Origin of the sequence: Clostridium saccharoperbutylacetonicum N1-4(HMT) (assembly GCF_000340885.1) — a bacterium.
In the GTDB taxonomy this organism is placed as follows: domain Bacteria; phylum Bacillota; class Clostridia; order Clostridiales; family Clostridiaceae; genus Clostridium; species Clostridium saccharoperbutylacetonicum.
Genome location: NC_020291.1, coordinates 1,035,992 through 1,052,906, shown reverse-complemented (window position 1 = coordinate 1,052,906; position 16,915 = coordinate 1,035,992). Strand labels below are relative to the sequence as shown.

The 16,915-nt window shown below is 29.6% G+C and carries 13 protein-coding genes; 1 reads left to right on the top strand and 12 read right to left on the bottom strand.

All coding sequences use genetic code 11. The features are described 5' to 3' along the window. Positions 1-50: 50 nt before the first annotated feature. The 6 genes from CSPA_RS04640 to CSPA_RS04615 all read right to left on the bottom strand — a co-directional run bounded on the left by CSPA_RS04640 (position 51) and on the right by CSPA_RS04615 (position 7,849). Positions 51-1,310 (bottom strand): sugar ABC transporter substrate-binding protein, encoded by a 1,260-nt coding sequence (locus CSPA_RS04640; RefSeq protein WP_015391048.1) that lies wholly within the window; start codon positions 1,308-1,310, stop codon positions 51-53. A 133-nt stretch (positions 1,311-1,443) separates the two neighbouring features. Continuing rightward, complete coding sequence (locus CSPA_RS04635; RefSeq protein ID WP_015391047.1) at positions 1,444-2,976, bottom strand: response regulator transcription factor; 1,533 nt, start codon at positions 2,974-2,976, stop codon at positions 1,444-1,446. 11 nt (positions 2,977-2,987) lie between these two features. Then, positions 2,988-4,871: a cache domain-containing sensor histidine kinase gene (locus CSPA_RS04630; RefSeq protein WP_015391046.1), complete on the bottom strand. Its 1,884-nt coding sequence runs from the start codon at positions 4,869-4,871 to the stop codon at positions 2,988-2,990. Positions 4,872-5,270: 399 nt separating this feature from the next. Then, positions 5,271-5,915 (bottom strand): MBL fold metallo-hydrolase, encoded by a 645-nt coding sequence (locus CSPA_RS04625; RefSeq protein ID WP_015391045.1) that lies wholly within the window; start codon positions 5,913-5,915, stop codon positions 5,271-5,273. Positions 5,916-5,954: 39 nt separating this feature from the next. Next, a complete protein-coding gene (locus CSPA_RS04620; protein ID WP_015391044.1) occupies positions 5,955-6,551 on the bottom strand; it encodes a hydrolase in 597 nt (198 codons plus the stop codon). 104 nt (positions 6,552-6,655) lie between these two features. Continuing rightward, entirely contained in the window at positions 6,656-7,849 is a 1,194-nt protein-coding gene (locus CSPA_RS04615) for a multidrug efflux MFS transporter (protein WP_015391043.1), read from the bottom strand. Positions 7,850-8,150: 301 nt separating this feature from the next. Here CSPA_RS04615 and CSPA_RS04610 point away from each other — a divergent pair, with 301 nt between their 5' ends. Beyond that, positions 8,151-8,714 carry a TetR/AcrR family transcriptional regulator gene (locus CSPA_RS04610; protein ID WP_015391042.1) on the top strand — a complete coding sequence of 188 codons (564 nt, stop codon included), beginning with the start codon at positions 8,151-8,153 and terminating at the stop codon, positions 8,712-8,714. 467 nt (positions 8,715-9,181) lie between these two features. On the opposite strand, the gene CSPA_RS04605 is transcribed toward CSPA_RS04610, so the two are convergent. The 6 genes from CSPA_RS04605 to CSPA_RS04580 all read right to left on the bottom strand — a co-directional run bounded on the left by CSPA_RS04605 (position 9,182) and on the right by CSPA_RS04580 (position 16,913). Beyond that, positions 9,182-10,156 (bottom strand): acyl-CoA dehydratase activase, encoded by a 975-nt coding sequence (locus tag CSPA_RS04605; protein WP_015391041.1) that lies wholly within the window; start codon positions 10,154-10,156, stop codon positions 9,182-9,184. Next, positions 10,137-11,234 (bottom strand): acyl-CoA dehydratase activase-related protein, encoded by a 1,098-nt coding sequence (locus CSPA_RS04600; RefSeq protein WP_015391040.1) that lies wholly within the window; start codon positions 11,232-11,234, stop codon positions 10,137-10,139. The genes CSPA_RS04605 and CSPA_RS04600 overlap by 20 nt, the downstream gene beginning before the upstream one ends. Beyond that, positions 11,206-12,126: an acyl-CoA dehydratase activase-related protein gene (locus tag CSPA_RS04595; protein WP_015391039.1), complete on the bottom strand. Its 921-nt coding sequence runs from the start codon at positions 12,124-12,126 to the stop codon at positions 11,206-11,208. Before CSPA_RS04595 ends, CSPA_RS04600 begins: the two co-directional genes overlap by 29 nt. Positions 12,127-12,575: 449 nt before the next feature. Then, positions 12,576-15,209, bottom strand: a complete 2,634-nt coding sequence (gene ppdK, locus CSPA_RS04590) for a pyruvate, phosphate dikinase (protein ID WP_015391038.1) — start codon at positions 15,207-15,209, stop codon at positions 12,576-12,578. A 242-nt stretch (positions 15,210-15,451) separates the two neighbouring features. Next, complete coding sequence (ccpN, locus tag CSPA_RS04585; RefSeq protein ID WP_015391037.1) at positions 15,452-16,090, bottom strand: transcriptional regulator CcpN; 639 nt, start codon at positions 16,088-16,090, stop codon at positions 15,452-15,454. Between the two features lie 199 nt (positions 16,091-16,289). Then, positions 16,290-16,913: a DUF4342 domain-containing protein gene (locus CSPA_RS04580; RefSeq protein WP_015391036.1), complete on the bottom strand. Its 624-nt coding sequence runs from the start codon at positions 16,911-16,913 to the stop codon at positions 16,290-16,292. Between the last annotated feature and the right edge of the window lie 2 nt (positions 16,914-16,915).

Here is a 16,915-nt window from a genome sequence, read left to right as displayed (position 1 = left end):
TTTCAAGATGCCTTTAAATAAGTTCAAAGGCATCTTAATTATATTAAGTTTTATTTTTTATTTAACACATCATCAATCTTAACTTGGGCATCTTTTGCTGCTTGTTCCGGTGCCTTTGCATTTGTAAAGCTTTCTTGTAATGCAGTGGACATAGCATCAGATATTTCAGGCCATTTTGGATGTGGTCCTCTTGGCATAGCATATTGTAATTCATCTAAAAATACACTCATAATTGGATCTTTAGTTATCTTATCATTACTTTCAGCAATATCTTTTCTTGGAGGAATATAACCAAAATCTGCACAATATTCATTCATATTATCTTTTTGTTGAGTAAATTTTATGAAGTCCCAAGCTTCTGCTTCATGATGTCCTTTAATAATTCCCCAGTTTTCTCCACCTAAATCTGATGCAAATACTTTATCTTTAGGAATTTTTACAACTCCCCACTTTAAGTTTGGTGCATCTTTCTTAACTGTATCTATAATCCATGGCCCATCTGTAATCATAGCTGCTTTATTGGTTACGAATTGTTTTTCTAAATCATTTTGTGTCCAATTTATAACTTCTTTACTCATTGACCCATCTTTTATAAGATCAGTAAGATATTGAAGAGAACTTATACCTGCTTGACTACCAATTTCGTTGAATTTAGCTCCAGTAGAAAGTAGCCATGGAAGATACTGAAAAGTGCCTTCTTCATTTTTAGGCGTAGCTATTGCTAAGCCATAAGTATCCCCTTTGGTCAATTTTTTTGCTGCATCCTTTAATTCAGCATAAGTTGTTGGCGGCTCTACACCTGCTGCACTTAGCATGTCCTTATTATAGAATAAAGCTAAATCATTACTTCCAAGTGGAATCCCATAATACTTTCCATCTAATTGACATGATGAAATTGGCCCTGGATAAAATTGATCCTTACCTTCATAAGAATTCATCTTATCAGTAATATCTGCAAATAATCCCATTGCTGAAAATGAAGCCATATCTGGATTATCAACTAAACCAATATCAGGTAATTTATCAGCAACAAGTCCTATTGTAAACTGCTTAGTAAGTTCAGCCCTTGGTACAAATTCAACCTTAACTTCTACCTTATCTTGAGACTTATTATACTTATTAGCAAGATTTTCCATAGCCTTTTGTTGCTGTTGTCCATCAAAATAATGCCATACTGTAAGCGTTGTCTTTTCGGCCGTATCACTTTTTCCTGCAGATGTAGTTGTTGTACTACTTCCACATCCAATGAATATACTTGCTGACATAACCGTAGCTACTAAACAAGTTAACAATCTTTTAGTTTTCTTCATTTTATTTACCTCCTAAATTTTTATCTATAATAACGTTATCTACAATATAATCTTACCCCTTGAAAGCGCATTCTAAAATTCTATTATCATAAAAAAAGTGTAAAATTATAACATCAATTTTACACCTTCTTACTTAATAAAACTTCATGTATTCTTTTGGTGACATACCTGTTGATTCCTTAAAAACTTTACAAAAATATTTAGAATCACTATATCCAACCTTCTCAGCTACCTCATAAATCTTAATTTTACTCGTTGTTAATAATTCCTTAGATTTATCAATTCTAAATTCTCTTAAATAATCTGAAAAACTTTTTCCTAACTCCTTTGTAAATAATCGACTTAAATATTCTGGTGTTATACTCATTCCACTTGCTATTTCTTCTAAAGAAATCTTATCACTATAATACTCTTTTATATAATTAATTGTCTTTCTGACAATTAGTGAATATGGTATAAGCTCCTCATTATTTTTTTCACATGCTTTCCCAATTATATAATTCAATCGTTCTTCTAACTCACAAAATGTACAGCTCATTTTAATAGTATCTAGGATTCCTTCATTATTAAATTCTGTATAAAGATCATTATTACAACTTTTAGAGACACTCAGAATTGAAAAAATATATTTACTGCAAACCTCAATAACATTTATTGGATCATAAATATCTGATTTCAAATATGAAATAAATTTTTTATTAGCATCTACTAGTTTTATCTTATCATTACTTTTTATTGCCTTTAAAACTTCCTTTTCTATTTCTCTAGGATAATTGCACTGACATATTTTTAATTTAGAAATCAATGCTTCATATATGATTTCATCATTACCAAGTACAATTGGCCATCTAGACAATTTCTGAAGCTTGCTAAAGGATTTACCAATTTCACTAATATCATTCATATTAATAACACTTATAGTAGTTCTATAAAATCCACGTGCTTTAAATGAGAATAATAAATTATACTTTAATATCTTTACAAGCTCCTCAAAAGCTATTTGGGTATTTATCAAAATTGGTAAATATCTATATTCCTTTAATACTGAATAATATACAACTTCAATTTTATATTTTTCCATAAAATCATTCATTTCCTTGGATCTTAATTCAATTTCATCTTCATATTTATCTCCTAAATACAAATTTACAAGATAAATATTTTTTTCTTTATCCAATTTACTTTCAATAATCTTATATAGCTCCTTTAGGTTATTACTTTTATTTAATAATATTTGTCCTAGGATTTCTTCCTTAATCATCTCATCATCAAAAGTTACATATTTTTCTTTTTCTAAATTAAATTTTCTTTCAATCTGTTCCATACTACTTTTTAAAGCACTATAGGTTATTGGTTTTAATAAATATTCCTCTACCCCTATTCTTATACTTTTTTGGGCATACTTAAAATCAGAATATCCACTTAATATAATAATATACGGATTCTGACCATCTTCTTTTATTTTTTCAAGCATATCTAATCCATTTAATTTTGGCATTTCTATATCAGTAAATATGAGATCTGGTTTGTGTTCTTTTGCTAAAATTAGCCCTTGTTCTCCATCGGAAGCTTTTCCACAAACAATATAGTTATTATTAATCTTTCCTAATAAATTCCCTAATCCTTCTCTAGCATTAATCTCATCTTCTACAATCAAAATTTTCATAAGTCTCCCCCCTAAAACTGCAATGAAATGAGCAATGTTATTATAGTTCCTTCTCCTTCAAAACTCTCTATGTTAATTTCAGCATTATCCCCATAATAAATTTTTATTCTGTCATATACATTTTTTAATCCTATATTTTCATCTTCATCCTTTCCTAATTTTATGTTTTTAATTATTCTTTCAAGTTCTTCTTCTGAGATACCATTCCCATTATCCCCCACTATAATTTTTATAAAATTATTTTGAAATTTATTAATATTAACTTTTAAGATTCCTCCATCATTATGTCCTTTAAACCCATGAATAATTGAATTTTCAATTAATGGCTGTAATATTAATTTGTGAATTCTACATCTTAAAATCTCTTCACTTACATTTAAATCCAACTCAAAGCTGTTATTAAATCTAATCTGTTGTAAGTATACATATTTTTTAAGCCATTCAACCTCGTCACAAATAGTAACTTCTTTATTTATATCTCCGATACTATATCGTAGTATTTGTGCAAAATTTCCTATGGTATCACTAACTTCATAATTTTCATTTTTAATTGCCATCCAATTTATACAATCCAAAGTATTATATAAAAAATGCGGATTAATCTGTGCTACAATTGCCTTTATCTCAGCTTCTCTTCTTTTGTTTGATATTTCAATAATATAATTACTTTGCTTTTTAATATCTTCCACTAAGATATTTATTGTTGATAACATTTCATTGAACTCCTCACCAATAAATGCTAACTCATCTTCTGTATCGAGTTCTATCTTCACGTTAAAGTTACCTTTTTTAGCTTTTTTCATACCACTAACAATGATTTTAACTGATTCATAGAATTTATTTGAAAATATTATAATAACACCCATTACTATTATTACTATCACAGCCAATAATGCTAATGTTAAGTTTCTTAATAGGTTGACTTCATAAAACAAATTATCCTTGTCAACAATATTGATTACCTTCCATCCAACACTTTCTATGGAAATACTACTAACTGAAATATTTCTATTTGTAAAATTAGGTATTGAATATACTAATTCATTTAACGTTTCATAGCTATCTTTATCACTAATCTCTTTACTAGTATAATCTTTTACAAAAGTTCCGATATACCTTTTGTCTTTAAATGATATAACTCTTCCTTCATCATCAATTACAACTGAACACATATTTATTTTATCTTCTGATGAACTTTTCTTATCCATATTCACATTACATACATCTGATAAGACCTGCTCATCAAAACTCATAATAATTATACCAACCTCTTCCTTAGTCCTAATATCTCTAACTTTTAATCCCATATGAAACATATACTCCGACTTCCCGCCAATATAACTATTAGCAGTGGTAGGTAAAATAACTGGCGTATTACTATTTAAAATTTTAGAGTAAATTTCAGCTTTAGAAGAATCACTATATGCATTCCAAACTCTGTTATTTATGCCTTGATTACTTTTATCATAATATACGTTTCTTCCATCCTTCCCCACGAAAGTTATAGCTCTTATCTGACTTCTAGAATATGAGTAAGATCCAAAAATATCTCTAATTTTATTAATTGATGCTGCTTTTTCAAATTCATCACCATTGTTGAACATATTCTCTAACCCCAAACAATCATTATCTACTGTAATCCTATACAAAGTATCTTTATAATAATTCATATCTGTTTCTATATTAGTTTTTACGTAAAATAGATTTCTATCTGTGAGGCTTGTAATTTTTTTTTCTAGATAATGCTGCGATAGCTTGTACAAAAATACTTGACTAAAAATAATTGGTATAATAGAAATAATTATAAATATAGTTAGTAATTTTGCCTTTATACTATAACGTTTCCAATTTGAATACCCTTTAATATTATTTTTTATATAATTAAAAAGTTTCATTATAATATCTCCTTAGATATATGTTATATACTTTAAATTCTAAATATGTTAAATATATCACTTCTAATTCTTAATTTAATGGAACCATACTAATACATAAATGTCAACTTGCAAATTTAACTTTAGACACATGTAAAAATGAGTTATAAACAACTTCTAATATATAGTATTCTATAGATTTATAAACTTCAATATAACATTTAACAAAATAAGGTATTGTACTTAAAATCAATAATGAAATTAAAATACAATACCTTATATTTAGTTGTATAATCTTACATAAAAACTCATTATAGTTCAATTAATTCATTAAATACGAAGATTTCGAACTAACTATTGCTCTTGAAATTGGTAAATATAATTCCAGTTAAGTGTATATCATATTATCAAAAGCAAATTCTAATCGTATTTAAGCACAACCATTCCTGAATAATCTTTAATATTTGCTTTGCTTAATTCAAGTTCTCCATACTCTTTTGCTTTTAGTCCTGAGGCTGAAATGAATTTATCAACCTTACTAAATATATAACCTGCTATCCCTAGTGCCTTTGTCCTGTAGTGCATAGGAATAACAATTGTTGGATTTAACTGCTTCATCACTTGAACTGCATCAAATGCATTAATTGTAGCTAAACCACCAATAGGGAGAAGTAATATGTGAACATTTCCTATCTCCTCTATCTGATTGGCATCTAGAACATGTCCAAGGTCACCACAATGACAAATATTTATATCATCAATATTGAAGTTATATACAGTATTTTGCCCTCTCTTAGACCCAGAGGTTTTATCATGAAATGTTTGGATACCTTTTATTTCTATTCCATGTTCGGAAAAATCGCCTGGCTCATTTATATGTATAAAACTATTCTTGACTACATTTATATTATTATGGTCCTTATGATTGTGACTTGTAGATACTATATCAGCTTCCATTTCAGGCAATTCATAACCAAGCATTTTCTTATATGGATCTGTTAATACTTTTATTCCACTTTCAGATGTTATTATAAAACATGATTGACCAAACCATTTAATTTTCATCTTAATCCCCCAATTCTTTTTGATATTTAAGTTTTCATTTTATCTTAATGATGAAATTATTTCTTTTGTCGTTCTAATTTTTCCAATCCTAGGAAAGATGTATTTGCAGACATAATCATGTTCTTCCTTTGTTACTGCAGTCATAGCATCTTCCACAAAAATTTGATTATAACCATGTTGATATGCTTCCCTTGCTGTAGTATCTACACCAATGTTAGTAGAAATCCCACCTAATATAATAGTGTCAATTCCTCTACGTCTTAATTGTAAATCTAGATCAGTACCATAAAAAGCGCCCCATTGCCTCTTTGTAATAATATGAGCATTCTTAGTGTTAGCTATTTCAGGTACAAGGTTATCCCAGCCTTCTGGATATTTCATTCCAACAACTTTTGAATCAGTTTTCGGTTTAACCATATCTTTATCGTCTATAGTAGAAACTCTTACTAAAACTATAAAAGTTCCTTTTTCACTAAACGCATTAACTAACTTGCTTGCATTATGGATAACCTCCTCACTTGTATAAGGTGAAGGTTGAATTTCCCTAGCCGTAATTCCGCTTTGTAAATCTATAAGTACAAGAGCACTTTTTTCTGCATTAATAAATTTATTTTCATTTAATTCTAGATTTTCCATATTAATATCTCCTTTTTATTTTATTTTTTTATAGAATTAATTATCTATTAAATAGGAATTGTTTAATACTTCTTATAAAAATTAGTCATCCAACATTAATAATACTATTCATTTAAATTGAGTTTTTTATAAACCTTAAAGTATACCCAAATTGCATTTGCAAGTAACAATGCACTTGTGATAAAAAATACATATTGCATTCCTAAAATTCCTGCAATCTGCCCACCTAAGACTGAACCTCCAAATACCCCCAAATATCCTGCTGACATGTTAAAACCAAATACTCTGCCAGTAAGAGAAGACGGTGTTATTTTTTTTAATATAATATTAACAGATGGATTAAGCCCTGCAGATGCTAGTCCTAATAAAAATCGAAGTCCCATTAACTGCCAAGTATTTTGTACAAAAGCTTGTGGTATAAAAATAATCACTGCACCTATAAGGCATGCTAACATTACTTTATGAGCTCCTATCTTATCTGAAAGTTTTCCAAGTCTTGGAGCCGCAATTATATTGGCAAGGCCAGAAGCTGAAAATGTAATTCCAGCTAAAAGTGCAATATGTGAACTGTTATTAGATAACTGCTTAACATATATAGTCACAATTGGTTCTACAGAATACAATGCTACAGATAATATAAAGAAAGTTAAAAACATCGTAACAGTTAAGCTTTTTTGAGGAACAGTACTCCAAACTTCTTCAATAGTAAGTACCTTTTTCTCTTCTCTAACAAAGGATTCTTTTACAAATATAAGCGTTGTAATAAATGAAATTAAAAGTAAAGCCCCTGTTATGAAAAATACACTTTGTAGTCCTAATATCTCATCTATAAAACCACCAACTGTTGGGCCAAGTAAAGAACCTGCAATACTTGCTGTTGATAGTGTACCTAACGCATACCCTGCATGTTCCTTATCAGTTTGAGTTGCGATCAATGCAGTACAAGCTGTACTATAGCCAGTAATTACACCTTGAAGTAGTCTTAAACCTATGAGTATATAAACGTTTGGTGCAAAACCCATACACCCTATAGTTATTGCCATACCAAGGCTTGCTCTAAGTATCATTGGTTTTCGTCCATATTTATCAGCTGCACTTCCCCAAATTGGTGAAAAAATAGCTGAAATTATAAACGTGATCCCAAAGGCAATTCCTGAAATTTTTGTAATTGTTGCTGTATCTTGAACACCAAGATGTTGTATATAAAGTGGTAATACTGGGGCAATCTGACTCATTCCTATAGCAGCCACAAATATCCCAAACCAACATACTATTAAATTTTTCTTCCACATTTCCATGAATATACACCTCTCTTTTGTATAAATTAATATGTAATAAAATCTTTTCATAATAATTATTCAATTAGATTTCGCCACTCTAACAAAATATTGCGCAATAGTAATATTAGTAAACAAAACAATAGCAAGTTGCGCATTTTTTCTTAATTAAATTTTTCCCTATCCCAAGACTAATTATAAACTACATTTAATAGTTTGTAAACTACAAAATGTAGTTAATTATCTATAACTATAATTTGATAAATATGTTTTGCAATGTTAAACTACTATTATACTGTAAGATTATAGGAGTGAAAATCAAATGCAAAAAAGAAATTTAACCAAAGAAAAAATAATTCAAGTTTCTTTTTCTTTGGCAGATGAAATTGGTCTTAATCAACTTACCTTCCAAAAAATTGCTGAAAAATTAAATATAAAACATCCTTCTTTATATAATCATTTTACTAATATGGATAGTCTTAAAATTGAAATGACAGTATATCTTTTAAATGAATTGAATCAAAAATTAATGCAGAGGTTAATTGGTAAGAGTGGCGATGAGGCCATAAAAGAATATGCTAAGGTTTATAAAGAGTTTGCTTTTGAAAATACGACCGCTTATAGACTTTTTGTGAGTATTCCAAGTACTGAAAACTCAGAGTTATTTAATTTGGCAAAAGGAACTACTCGTATCATTCGTCAGATTTTAGAGTTTTACATTAAGGATGAAATCCGTTTGGTTCATAAGAGCCGAACTTTAAGAAGTCTTTTGCATGGTTTTGTCTCATTATATTCATTTGGATATTTTCATAATAATGAAGTAACTTTAGATGAGAGTTTTGAATCTATGATAGATGACTTTATTTCATCCCTTTCAAAAAAATAAATTAATCACCTAAGGTATTACTTAAAAATTAATTTAATAAAAAATAGAGTATAGTAACTTAAAATTATTAATGAAATCAAGTCACTATACTCTATCCTTTTATAGCATAATAATCATTATTTAATAGACTATTATATCAAGCTTTCAGATTAAAATTGCATTATTTATTCAATTTATCTTGGTTGCTTTACTTGTGCTTGTGCTGCTGCTATCTTAATAGACCAAGTACTATTTTTTATTATTATGGAACACTCTTTATAATTATAAATTAATTCTCATTACATGGTGTTTTTAAATTAAAATATATATTACAATAATATGTAGAACACCTAATTTTCACTCTCAATCAAACTTCTGAAATTTTAAAAAATTAATTATACAATGTATAAGTTACACTGTATGCACCATAAATAACGAAAAAACACGTTATAATATATTAAGATCAAACATAGGACGTATAATTAAAGTTAAGCACCTTTATCTACACCATCACTAATGCAATTAGTCCATTTTCCGCATCTATCCCCAAAGCAGCCAAGAACTGTATCCTCATTTTTTATTCTTACTACTTCACATCTGTTAGAACAGCCATCACATTCAAAGCTATTTGATATAAATTTAGAATTAGCTATATCAAAACCTTTAAAATTCGTTGAACCGTTTTTATCAACAGTTTCCTTAGCTATTATTGCTGCACCTATGGCACCCATAACATTGTAATGCTCTGGAATAAAAACTTCGCATCCTAGAGCTCTTTCAAATGAGGCCTTCATTCCTTTATTTGCAGCTACACCTCCTTGAAAAAATATTTTAGAACTTATTTCCTTACCTTTTCCAATATCATTAAGATAATTTCTAACAAGAGCTTCGCATAAACCATTTATTATGTCTGCTTCATTATAGCCAAGTTGTTGTTTATGTATCATATCAGATTCAGCAAAAACTGCACATCTTCCTGCTATTCTTAAAGGAGTTGTTGATTTTAAGGCATAATCACCAAATTCCTCTATAGGTATTCCGAGTCTCTCTGCTTGCCTGTCAAGGAAAGAGCCAGTTCCTGCTGCACATACATTATTCATAGCAAAATCTATTGGGATTCCATCCTTCAATATTATAATTTTTGAATCCTGTCCGCCTATTTCTAAAATGGTTCTAACATCTTTATCTATAGAAAGTGATGCACATGCATGAGCTGTTATTTCATTTTTTACTGCATCTGCGCCTATTATAAATGAAGAAATTTGTCTTCCGCTGCCTGTTGTTCCAACAGCTTTTATTTGTTCATCACAGTATTTTTCCTTTAAAATTTTAAAACCTTTTTGAATTGCATTTATTGGTTTTCCTTTTGTCCTTAAATATAGTTTTTCTATGACATCCATACTACTATCTAAAAGAACAATATCTGTACTTACTGAGCCAACATCAACACCTAAATAATACATTTTGTTTTTTCCTTTCTAATAAATCTAAAAATGCTTCTATTCTAGTAACATATCCTCCTTCTCCTGTCATTTCATCAACAACAAGTGTTAAAATAGGAAAATCTTTATCTTTTGATATAGTTGGAAGCAAAGCTTTGCATACAATTTCTGGCATGCAGCCCATAGGAAATATTTGAATAGCTCCATCAAAGCCTTCGTTTGCAGCCATTACTGCTTCACCAATGCACTCTCTTCCATGACCACCAATATATAAAGGAAGATAATCTTTAGAGGCTTTTCGTATATTTAGAGAATTGATTCCTAAAACTGACATAAGGCAATTCTTTGCCCACCAACTCGGGGTAAGTCTTCTCTTTGTTGAAACTCCATATTCCATAAGCTTATCTTCAATATAAAGGTTCGAAAATGGTTCTATTATAGTATAGATTTCTCCTATTATACCTATTTTAATAGGATTTTTATCTTTGCATATTTCAAGAGAATCAAGTTTATTATCATAATATTCAAGTATTTTTATCATTTCTTCAGCTTTACTACTATTTACTGCATCAATTTTACACTTATTTAAAATGTGTTTGCATTCATGTTTATTTTTTTCATAACCTGCCAAATAATTTGCTTTAGCTTCTATTGAATCAATCAAATTTAAAACTTTATATCCTATACGTAAGGCATTCAATTTTTGAATAGTAGTTTTATTACTATTTGATGATACAAAAGAAATTCTTTCTAAAAATTCATTTATCCCTATATCTGATGGCTTATCTAATACTATAAAATTTAAATTATGGCCTAATTTTTTTAATGTGCTCATTTGCAATTCGCAATATTCACCATACCTGCAAGGGCCACAGCTCCCAGTTATTATTATTGTATCTGCACCTTCTTCAATGCCCTGTATATAATTTCCCATCATAAGTTTGAATGGTAAACACATGTCTTCAGGTGAATACATAGAACCTATTTCTAAGGATTTTTTACTATTAAACTCTGGAATTATATAATCTACGCCAAGCATATCAAAGACAGCTTTGGCTACAAGATATGTATTACCAAGATGAGGAACCATAATCTTCATATATTTGCCTCCTTTCTAGCATATCAACAAAAGCCTCAATTCTTGTATCAAATCCTGATTCTCCTGTATGTTCATCAACCTTTAATGTTAAAAATGGAAAATCTTTCATCTTTTCTTTTATAAGTTCTATGATTACTGAGTCTATACCGCAAGCAAAAGAGGATATGTACACTATGCCATCAATTTTTTTATTTTCTGCCAAATATGTTGCTGCGCCATAAGCTTTTCTTGCAAAAGTCCAAAAAGGCCGTTTAAATAAGTCTTTCACTTTATTGTTAATAAGAGAATCATCTACGAATTCTTCTGTTATTACTCCGACACCTAATTTGTTTAATTTTTTTACTAAATTCATATTTATGAAATTATCATAAACATTATAAGGATGACCTATTAATGCAACATTAATTTTACATTCTTCAGTTTTAATTCCTAATTTAAATTTATTTTGTTCTCTTAAAGCTTCAGAATAAGCTTTTATTATTTTAAGTTTGTTTTTTGTAATGATACTACCTGTAGAATCAATCCACTTATATAGCTTCTCTTTTGAAGTGGCATAAATCGGTGCCATAGTAGTTTTGGGCATATTAGGTATGCTGCTTAAAATCATTTCTGGCAGGCCGCAAAATTTAGGACAGATAAATTCATGCTCATATATTTGCATAATTCTAGGTATAACCATTAAGTCACATTTATCTTTAATAGAAACTACATGTCCATGGAATACTTTTATAGGCAGGCATGCTTCATTTACACAATATTTAACACCTTCATCTAGTATTTGTTTATTTGTATCAGGGGAAGTAATTATTTCTGCTCCAAGTCCATCAAAAAACTTTTCGAGAAATATATAATATTTATAATTTAATAGTCCTTTGGGAATTCCAACCTTCATATACATTTCACTCCAATAAAAATTAAATCTTATTAATATATCTTTCTCAAAAATTCTAATTATATACATATTTCATTGAACAAAAAATCAAACTATTAAAATATACTGTCTAATCACATGTATTTATAAGCTATATCTATGATAAAAACAAGCCACAATGCACAATTGTGGTTAAAATTCATTAAGAATTTTTTAAATTAAAAATCTGATATCAAATAGTAATATTTCGAAAGAGTATTATAATAATCTCTTTTGAAATTTAATTCTAAATTTCCTAGATTTTTCTCATGAAATATTCTATCTACATTTAAACTATAAAAATAGGATATTGAACTTAAAATTAATAATAATTTCAAATTTCAATATCCCATATTTTTTATAGTTATGATTAGCTTCCTCTCTATTGTATCGAGGTTTATATGCTAAATTTATACTATATATTTAATTTTCTAAAGTGGTCTTGGTTGTTTTACTTGAGCTTGTGCTGCTGCAAGTCTAGCAAGAGGTACTCTAAATGGTGAACATGATACATAATCAAGACCTGTATTATGACAGAATTCAATTGATGATGGATCTCCACCATGTTCTCCACAAATTCCAAGATGGATGTCTGGGCGAGTAGCTTTTCCTTTTTCTGCTGCTATTTTAATTAATGAACCAACTCCAGTTTGATCTAACTTTGCAAATGGATCTTGTTCATAAATCTTCTTTTCATAATAAGCTGCTAAGAATTTAGCTGCATCATCTCTTGAGAATCCAAATGTCATTTGAGTCAAGTCATTTGTTCCAAATGAGAAGAATTCTGCTTCTTTAGCAATTTCATCGGCTGTTAAAGCAGCTCTAGGAATTTCTATCATAGTTCCAACTTTATATTGTAAAGTTACTCCCTTTTCTTTCATAACTTCTTCAACTGTAGCTACAATTACGTCCTTAACATATTTTAATTCCTTAATTTCTCCAACTAATGGAATCATTATTTCTGGAACTATATTATGGCCTTTACTCTTATTAACTTCTATTGCAGCTTCTATAATTGCCCTTGCTTGCATTTCAGCTATTTCTGGATAAGATACTGCAAGACGACAGCCTCTATGACCCATCATTGGGTTGAATTCATGCAATTCTTGAACTGTACCTTTCAATTCGTCATAAGTAATACCCATTTCTTTTGCCAAATCTTTAATATCTTGATCAGCAGTTGGTAAAAATTCATGTAATGGTGGATCTAACAATCTTATAGTAACTGGCCTACCTTCCATAGCTTCATAAATTCCTATAAAATCTGACTTTTGCATTGGTAATATCTTTGCTAATGCAACTTTTCTTTGCTCTACATCCTTTGATGTAATCATTTGTCTCACAGCCATAATTCTATCTTCAGCAAAGAACATATGCTCTGTTCTACAAAGTCCTATACCTTCTGCTCCAAATTCAACTGCTTGTTTTGCATCTCTTGGACTATCTGCATTTGCTCTAACTTTTAATTTTCTTATTTCATCAGCCCATCCCATAAATATTGCGAAATGTCCTGAAATTTCTGGTGTAACTGTCTTTATTCTTTCTCCATATACATTACCAGAAGTACCATCTATTGAAATATAATCATCTGCTGTATAAACTTTTCCATTAACTTCAATAGTTCTCTTTTCTTCGTTGACTTTAATAGTTCCACAACCTGCTACACAGCAAGTTCCCATTCCTCTTGCTACAACAGCAGCATGAGAAGTCATTCCACCTCTAACAGTAAGAATTCCTTTAGCAGCAATCATACCTTCAATATCTTCTGGTGAAGTTTCAAGTCTTACAAGTACTACATCTTCTCCAAGTGCAGCTCTATCTTTAGCTTCATCAGCAGTAAATGCAATTTTACCACATGCCGCTCCAGGAGATGCTGGTAATCCTTTAGCTATTGGTGTAGCTTTCTTTAAATCTTCTGTATAAAATGCTGGATGCAATAATGTATCTAATTGTTTTGGCTCAACCTTTAAGATTGCTTGCTCTTTAGTAAGCATTCCTTCCTCAACCAAATCAACTGCAATTTTTAAAGCAGCTTGAGCTGTTCTCTTACCATTTCTAGTTTGTAAGAAATATAATTTACCTTCTTCTATAGTAAATTCCATGTCTTGCATATCTTTATAGTGGTCTTCTAGAGTATTAACAATTCCTTCAAATTCTGCATATATTTCAGGATTTTGTTCCTTTAATTTTCCAATTTCAAGTGGTGTTCTAATACCAGCAACAACGTCTTCACCTTGTGCATTCATTAAATATTCACCATATATAGCTTTGTCTCCATTAGCTGGATTTCTTGAAAATGCAACTCCAGTTCCTGAAGTTTCACCTTTATTACCAAATACCATTTGTTGTACGTTTACTGCAGTACCCCATTCACCTGGAATATCATTTAATCTTCTATATACTATAGCTCTTGGATTATCCCATGATCTAAATACGGCTGTTATTGATTCAATTAATTGATTTTTAGGATCACTTGGGAAATCTTCACCTTTTTCCTTTTTATAAAGTTCTTTAAATTTAGCAACTAACTCTTTTAAGTCTTCAGCAGTTAAATCTGTATCAAATTCAACACCTTTCTTTTCCTTAAGCTCGTCAATTTTATTTTCAAATAACCTCTTTTCAATTCCCATAACAACATCGGAGAACATTTGTATAAATCTTCTATAAGAATCATATGCAAATCTAGGATTCTTAGTCATCTCTGCCATAGCTTCAACTGCTACATCATTTAGTCCTAAGTTTAAAATAGTATCCATCATACCCGGCATTGAAACTCTTGCACCAGATCTTACTGAAACTAATAAAGGATTGGTATTGTCTCCAAATTTTTTACCTGTAGTTTCTTCAAGTTTTGCTAATTGTTCAAAAATTTGACTTATTATTTCGTCAGAAATTTTTCTTCCGTCTTCATAATATTTATTGCAAGCTTCTGTTGTAACAATAAAACCTTGCGGAACAGGTATTCCTAAAGTTGTCATTTCTGCTAAATTAGCACCTTTACCTCCAAGTAAATTTTTCATTGAAGCATTTCCTTCACTAAATAGATACACATACTTGTTTGTCATCTCAATACTCCCTCTTTTCTTGTTATTTTGAAACTATATATACTATCGATGCCTAATTGAGATATACTCAAAAAAATAATAAGTCAACATGTAATATATCTTCCGTTATATTTTGCAAACATGTTCATCCAATAGTCCACTATAAGATAAACATACATCCTTTTCTAGTTAGAAATATACATTGCATCCTGGACTTATTATATTCTTTCATATGCCTAAAGACTTCGTAGTTACCCAAATAATTAATTCTCAATCTCTCCAAGCTTAACAAATAATTTTGTTATGTTAGTCTTAGAGACTTTACCTATTATTTTCATCTGATCTTTTCCATCAGATTTTTTTAATATTTCAACAACTGGAATACTATCAATTTCATGCTCAATAATTTTCTTTGCTAGATCATATGCATTATCATCTTCACTTGCGCAGATTATATTAGGCATTCTTGTCATGATTACTCCAACTGGAACCTTATGTATATCAGTTCCCCCTATTGAAATTTTAAGAAAATCTTTTCTTGAAACTGCCCCCGTCATTATTCCATTATTCTCAATAAATAATGTGCCAACATCATTTAGAAACAAGAATACGATTGCATCATATACCATTGTATCCTCACTTACAGTTACAGGCTTTGACATTATTTCAGATACTTTAATTTTGCTTATTTGTTGATAAACTAAACCATTCGATGTTTTGCCACTATACACATATCCAACCTTTGGTCTAGCATCTAAAGCTCCTATCATTGTAAGAACAGCTAAGTCTGCTCTAAGAGCAGCTCTTGTAACTCCAATTTTCTCCGCTAGTGCTTCACTTGTAATTGGTGCATTTTCTTTTACTATACATACTATTTCTTCTTGTCTAGGTGATAATTTCAACCTTATCCCTCTTTCTGTAATTTAAAGAAATACCCGGTGAAAATTGATTATTTTATGTTACATACTTATTATATCATGTAATTATTGTTTGACTAGACTTAATTTTCTGAAAAATCAAATAAATTCACCAAATATTTCTTATCTATTAATTTTATTTTGCTTTTATGTCTGTTTTTCTCTGCATTACTCCCAATATCATTTAATTTTCTGAATTTTCTTTCTCTTTATCAAAGTTTACTGTATAACTATATACTGCTTCTGATTCATTTTCTAATTTTTGTTTTGAATTACCATCTTTTTTGTTGATATCATTTTTTATTTCATTAACTTTATTCATTATCTTATCAGAAAAATCACTTGCTTTATTTTTTACATTTACAGCTACTTCTGAAACATATTTATTTACTACTTCAACAGAACCATCTTCTCTAGTTATTTCAATAGTAATCTGAGTTGCAATTGCTGCTATAACCCCTGCTGCTAATATTGGTGGAATTACAATAGCAACAACCCCTGCTGCTATTCCAGCATTAACAGGAATATCTACAAGTACATTATCATCTTTTTTTATCTTTATTCTTGTTACATTTCCTTTATCTATAGTTTGCTTAAACCATGCTTTTAGTTCTTCAACGGAAACTGCTGATTTATTTACGTCATCAAAACTTTTTTCATTTCCTGAAAGGCCTTCTGTTTTTTCAATGTAAATTATTGCATCTAGAACTTCGCCTTCACTTTTTTCTAAAGCTTCCTTTGCCTTTTCATAACTTACGCCTGTTCTTTCTCTAACCACATCAACTTTTTCTAAAGTTATTTTTTCCATAA

Bases quoted from the DNA above. Each gene is read 5' to 3' on its own strand.
- CSPA_RS04640 (WP_015391048.1), bottom strand. From the start codon at position 1,310: ATGAAGAAAACTAAAAGATTGTTAACTTGTTTAGTAGCTACGGTTATG.
- CSPA_RS04635 (WP_015391047.1), bottom strand. From the start codon at position 2,976: ATGAAAATTTTGATTGTAGAAGATGAGATTAATGCTAGAGAAGGATTA.
- CSPA_RS04630 (WP_015391046.1), bottom strand. From the start codon at position 4,871: ATGAAACTTTTTAATTATATAAAAAATAATATTAAAGGGTATTCAAAT.
- CSPA_RS04625 (WP_015391045.1), bottom strand. From the start codon at position 5,915: ATGAAAATTAAATGGTTTGGTCAATCATGTTTTATAATAACATCTGAA.
- CSPA_RS04620 (WP_015391044.1), bottom strand. From the start codon at position 6,551: ATGGAAAATCTAGAATTAAATGAAAATAAATTTATTAATGCAGAAAAA.
- CSPA_RS04615 (WP_015391043.1), bottom strand. From the start codon at position 7,849: ATGGAAATGTGGAAGAAAAATTTAATAGTATGTTGGTTTGGGATATTT.
- CSPA_RS04610 (WP_015391042.1), top strand. From the start codon at position 8,151: ATGCAAAAAAGAAATTTAACCAAAGAAAAAATAATTCAAGTTTCTTTT.
- CSPA_RS04605 (WP_015391041.1), bottom strand. From the start codon at position 10,156: ATGTATTATTTAGGTGTTGATGTTGGCTCAGTAAGTACAGATATTGTT.
- CSPA_RS04600 (WP_015391040.1), bottom strand. From the start codon at position 11,234: ATGAAGATTATGGTTCCTCATCTTGGTAATACATATCTTGTAGCCAAA.
- CSPA_RS04595 (WP_015391039.1), bottom strand. From the start codon at position 12,126: ATGAAGGTTGGAATTCCCAAAGGACTATTAAATTATAAATATTATATA.
- ppdK (WP_015391038.1), bottom strand. From the start codon at position 15,209: ATGACAAACAAGTATGTGTATCTATTTAGTGAAGGAAATGCTTCAATG.
- CSPA_RS04580 (WP_015391036.1), bottom strand. From the start codon at position 16,913: ATGGAAAAAATAACTTTAGAAAAAGTTGATGTGGTTAGAGAAAGAACA.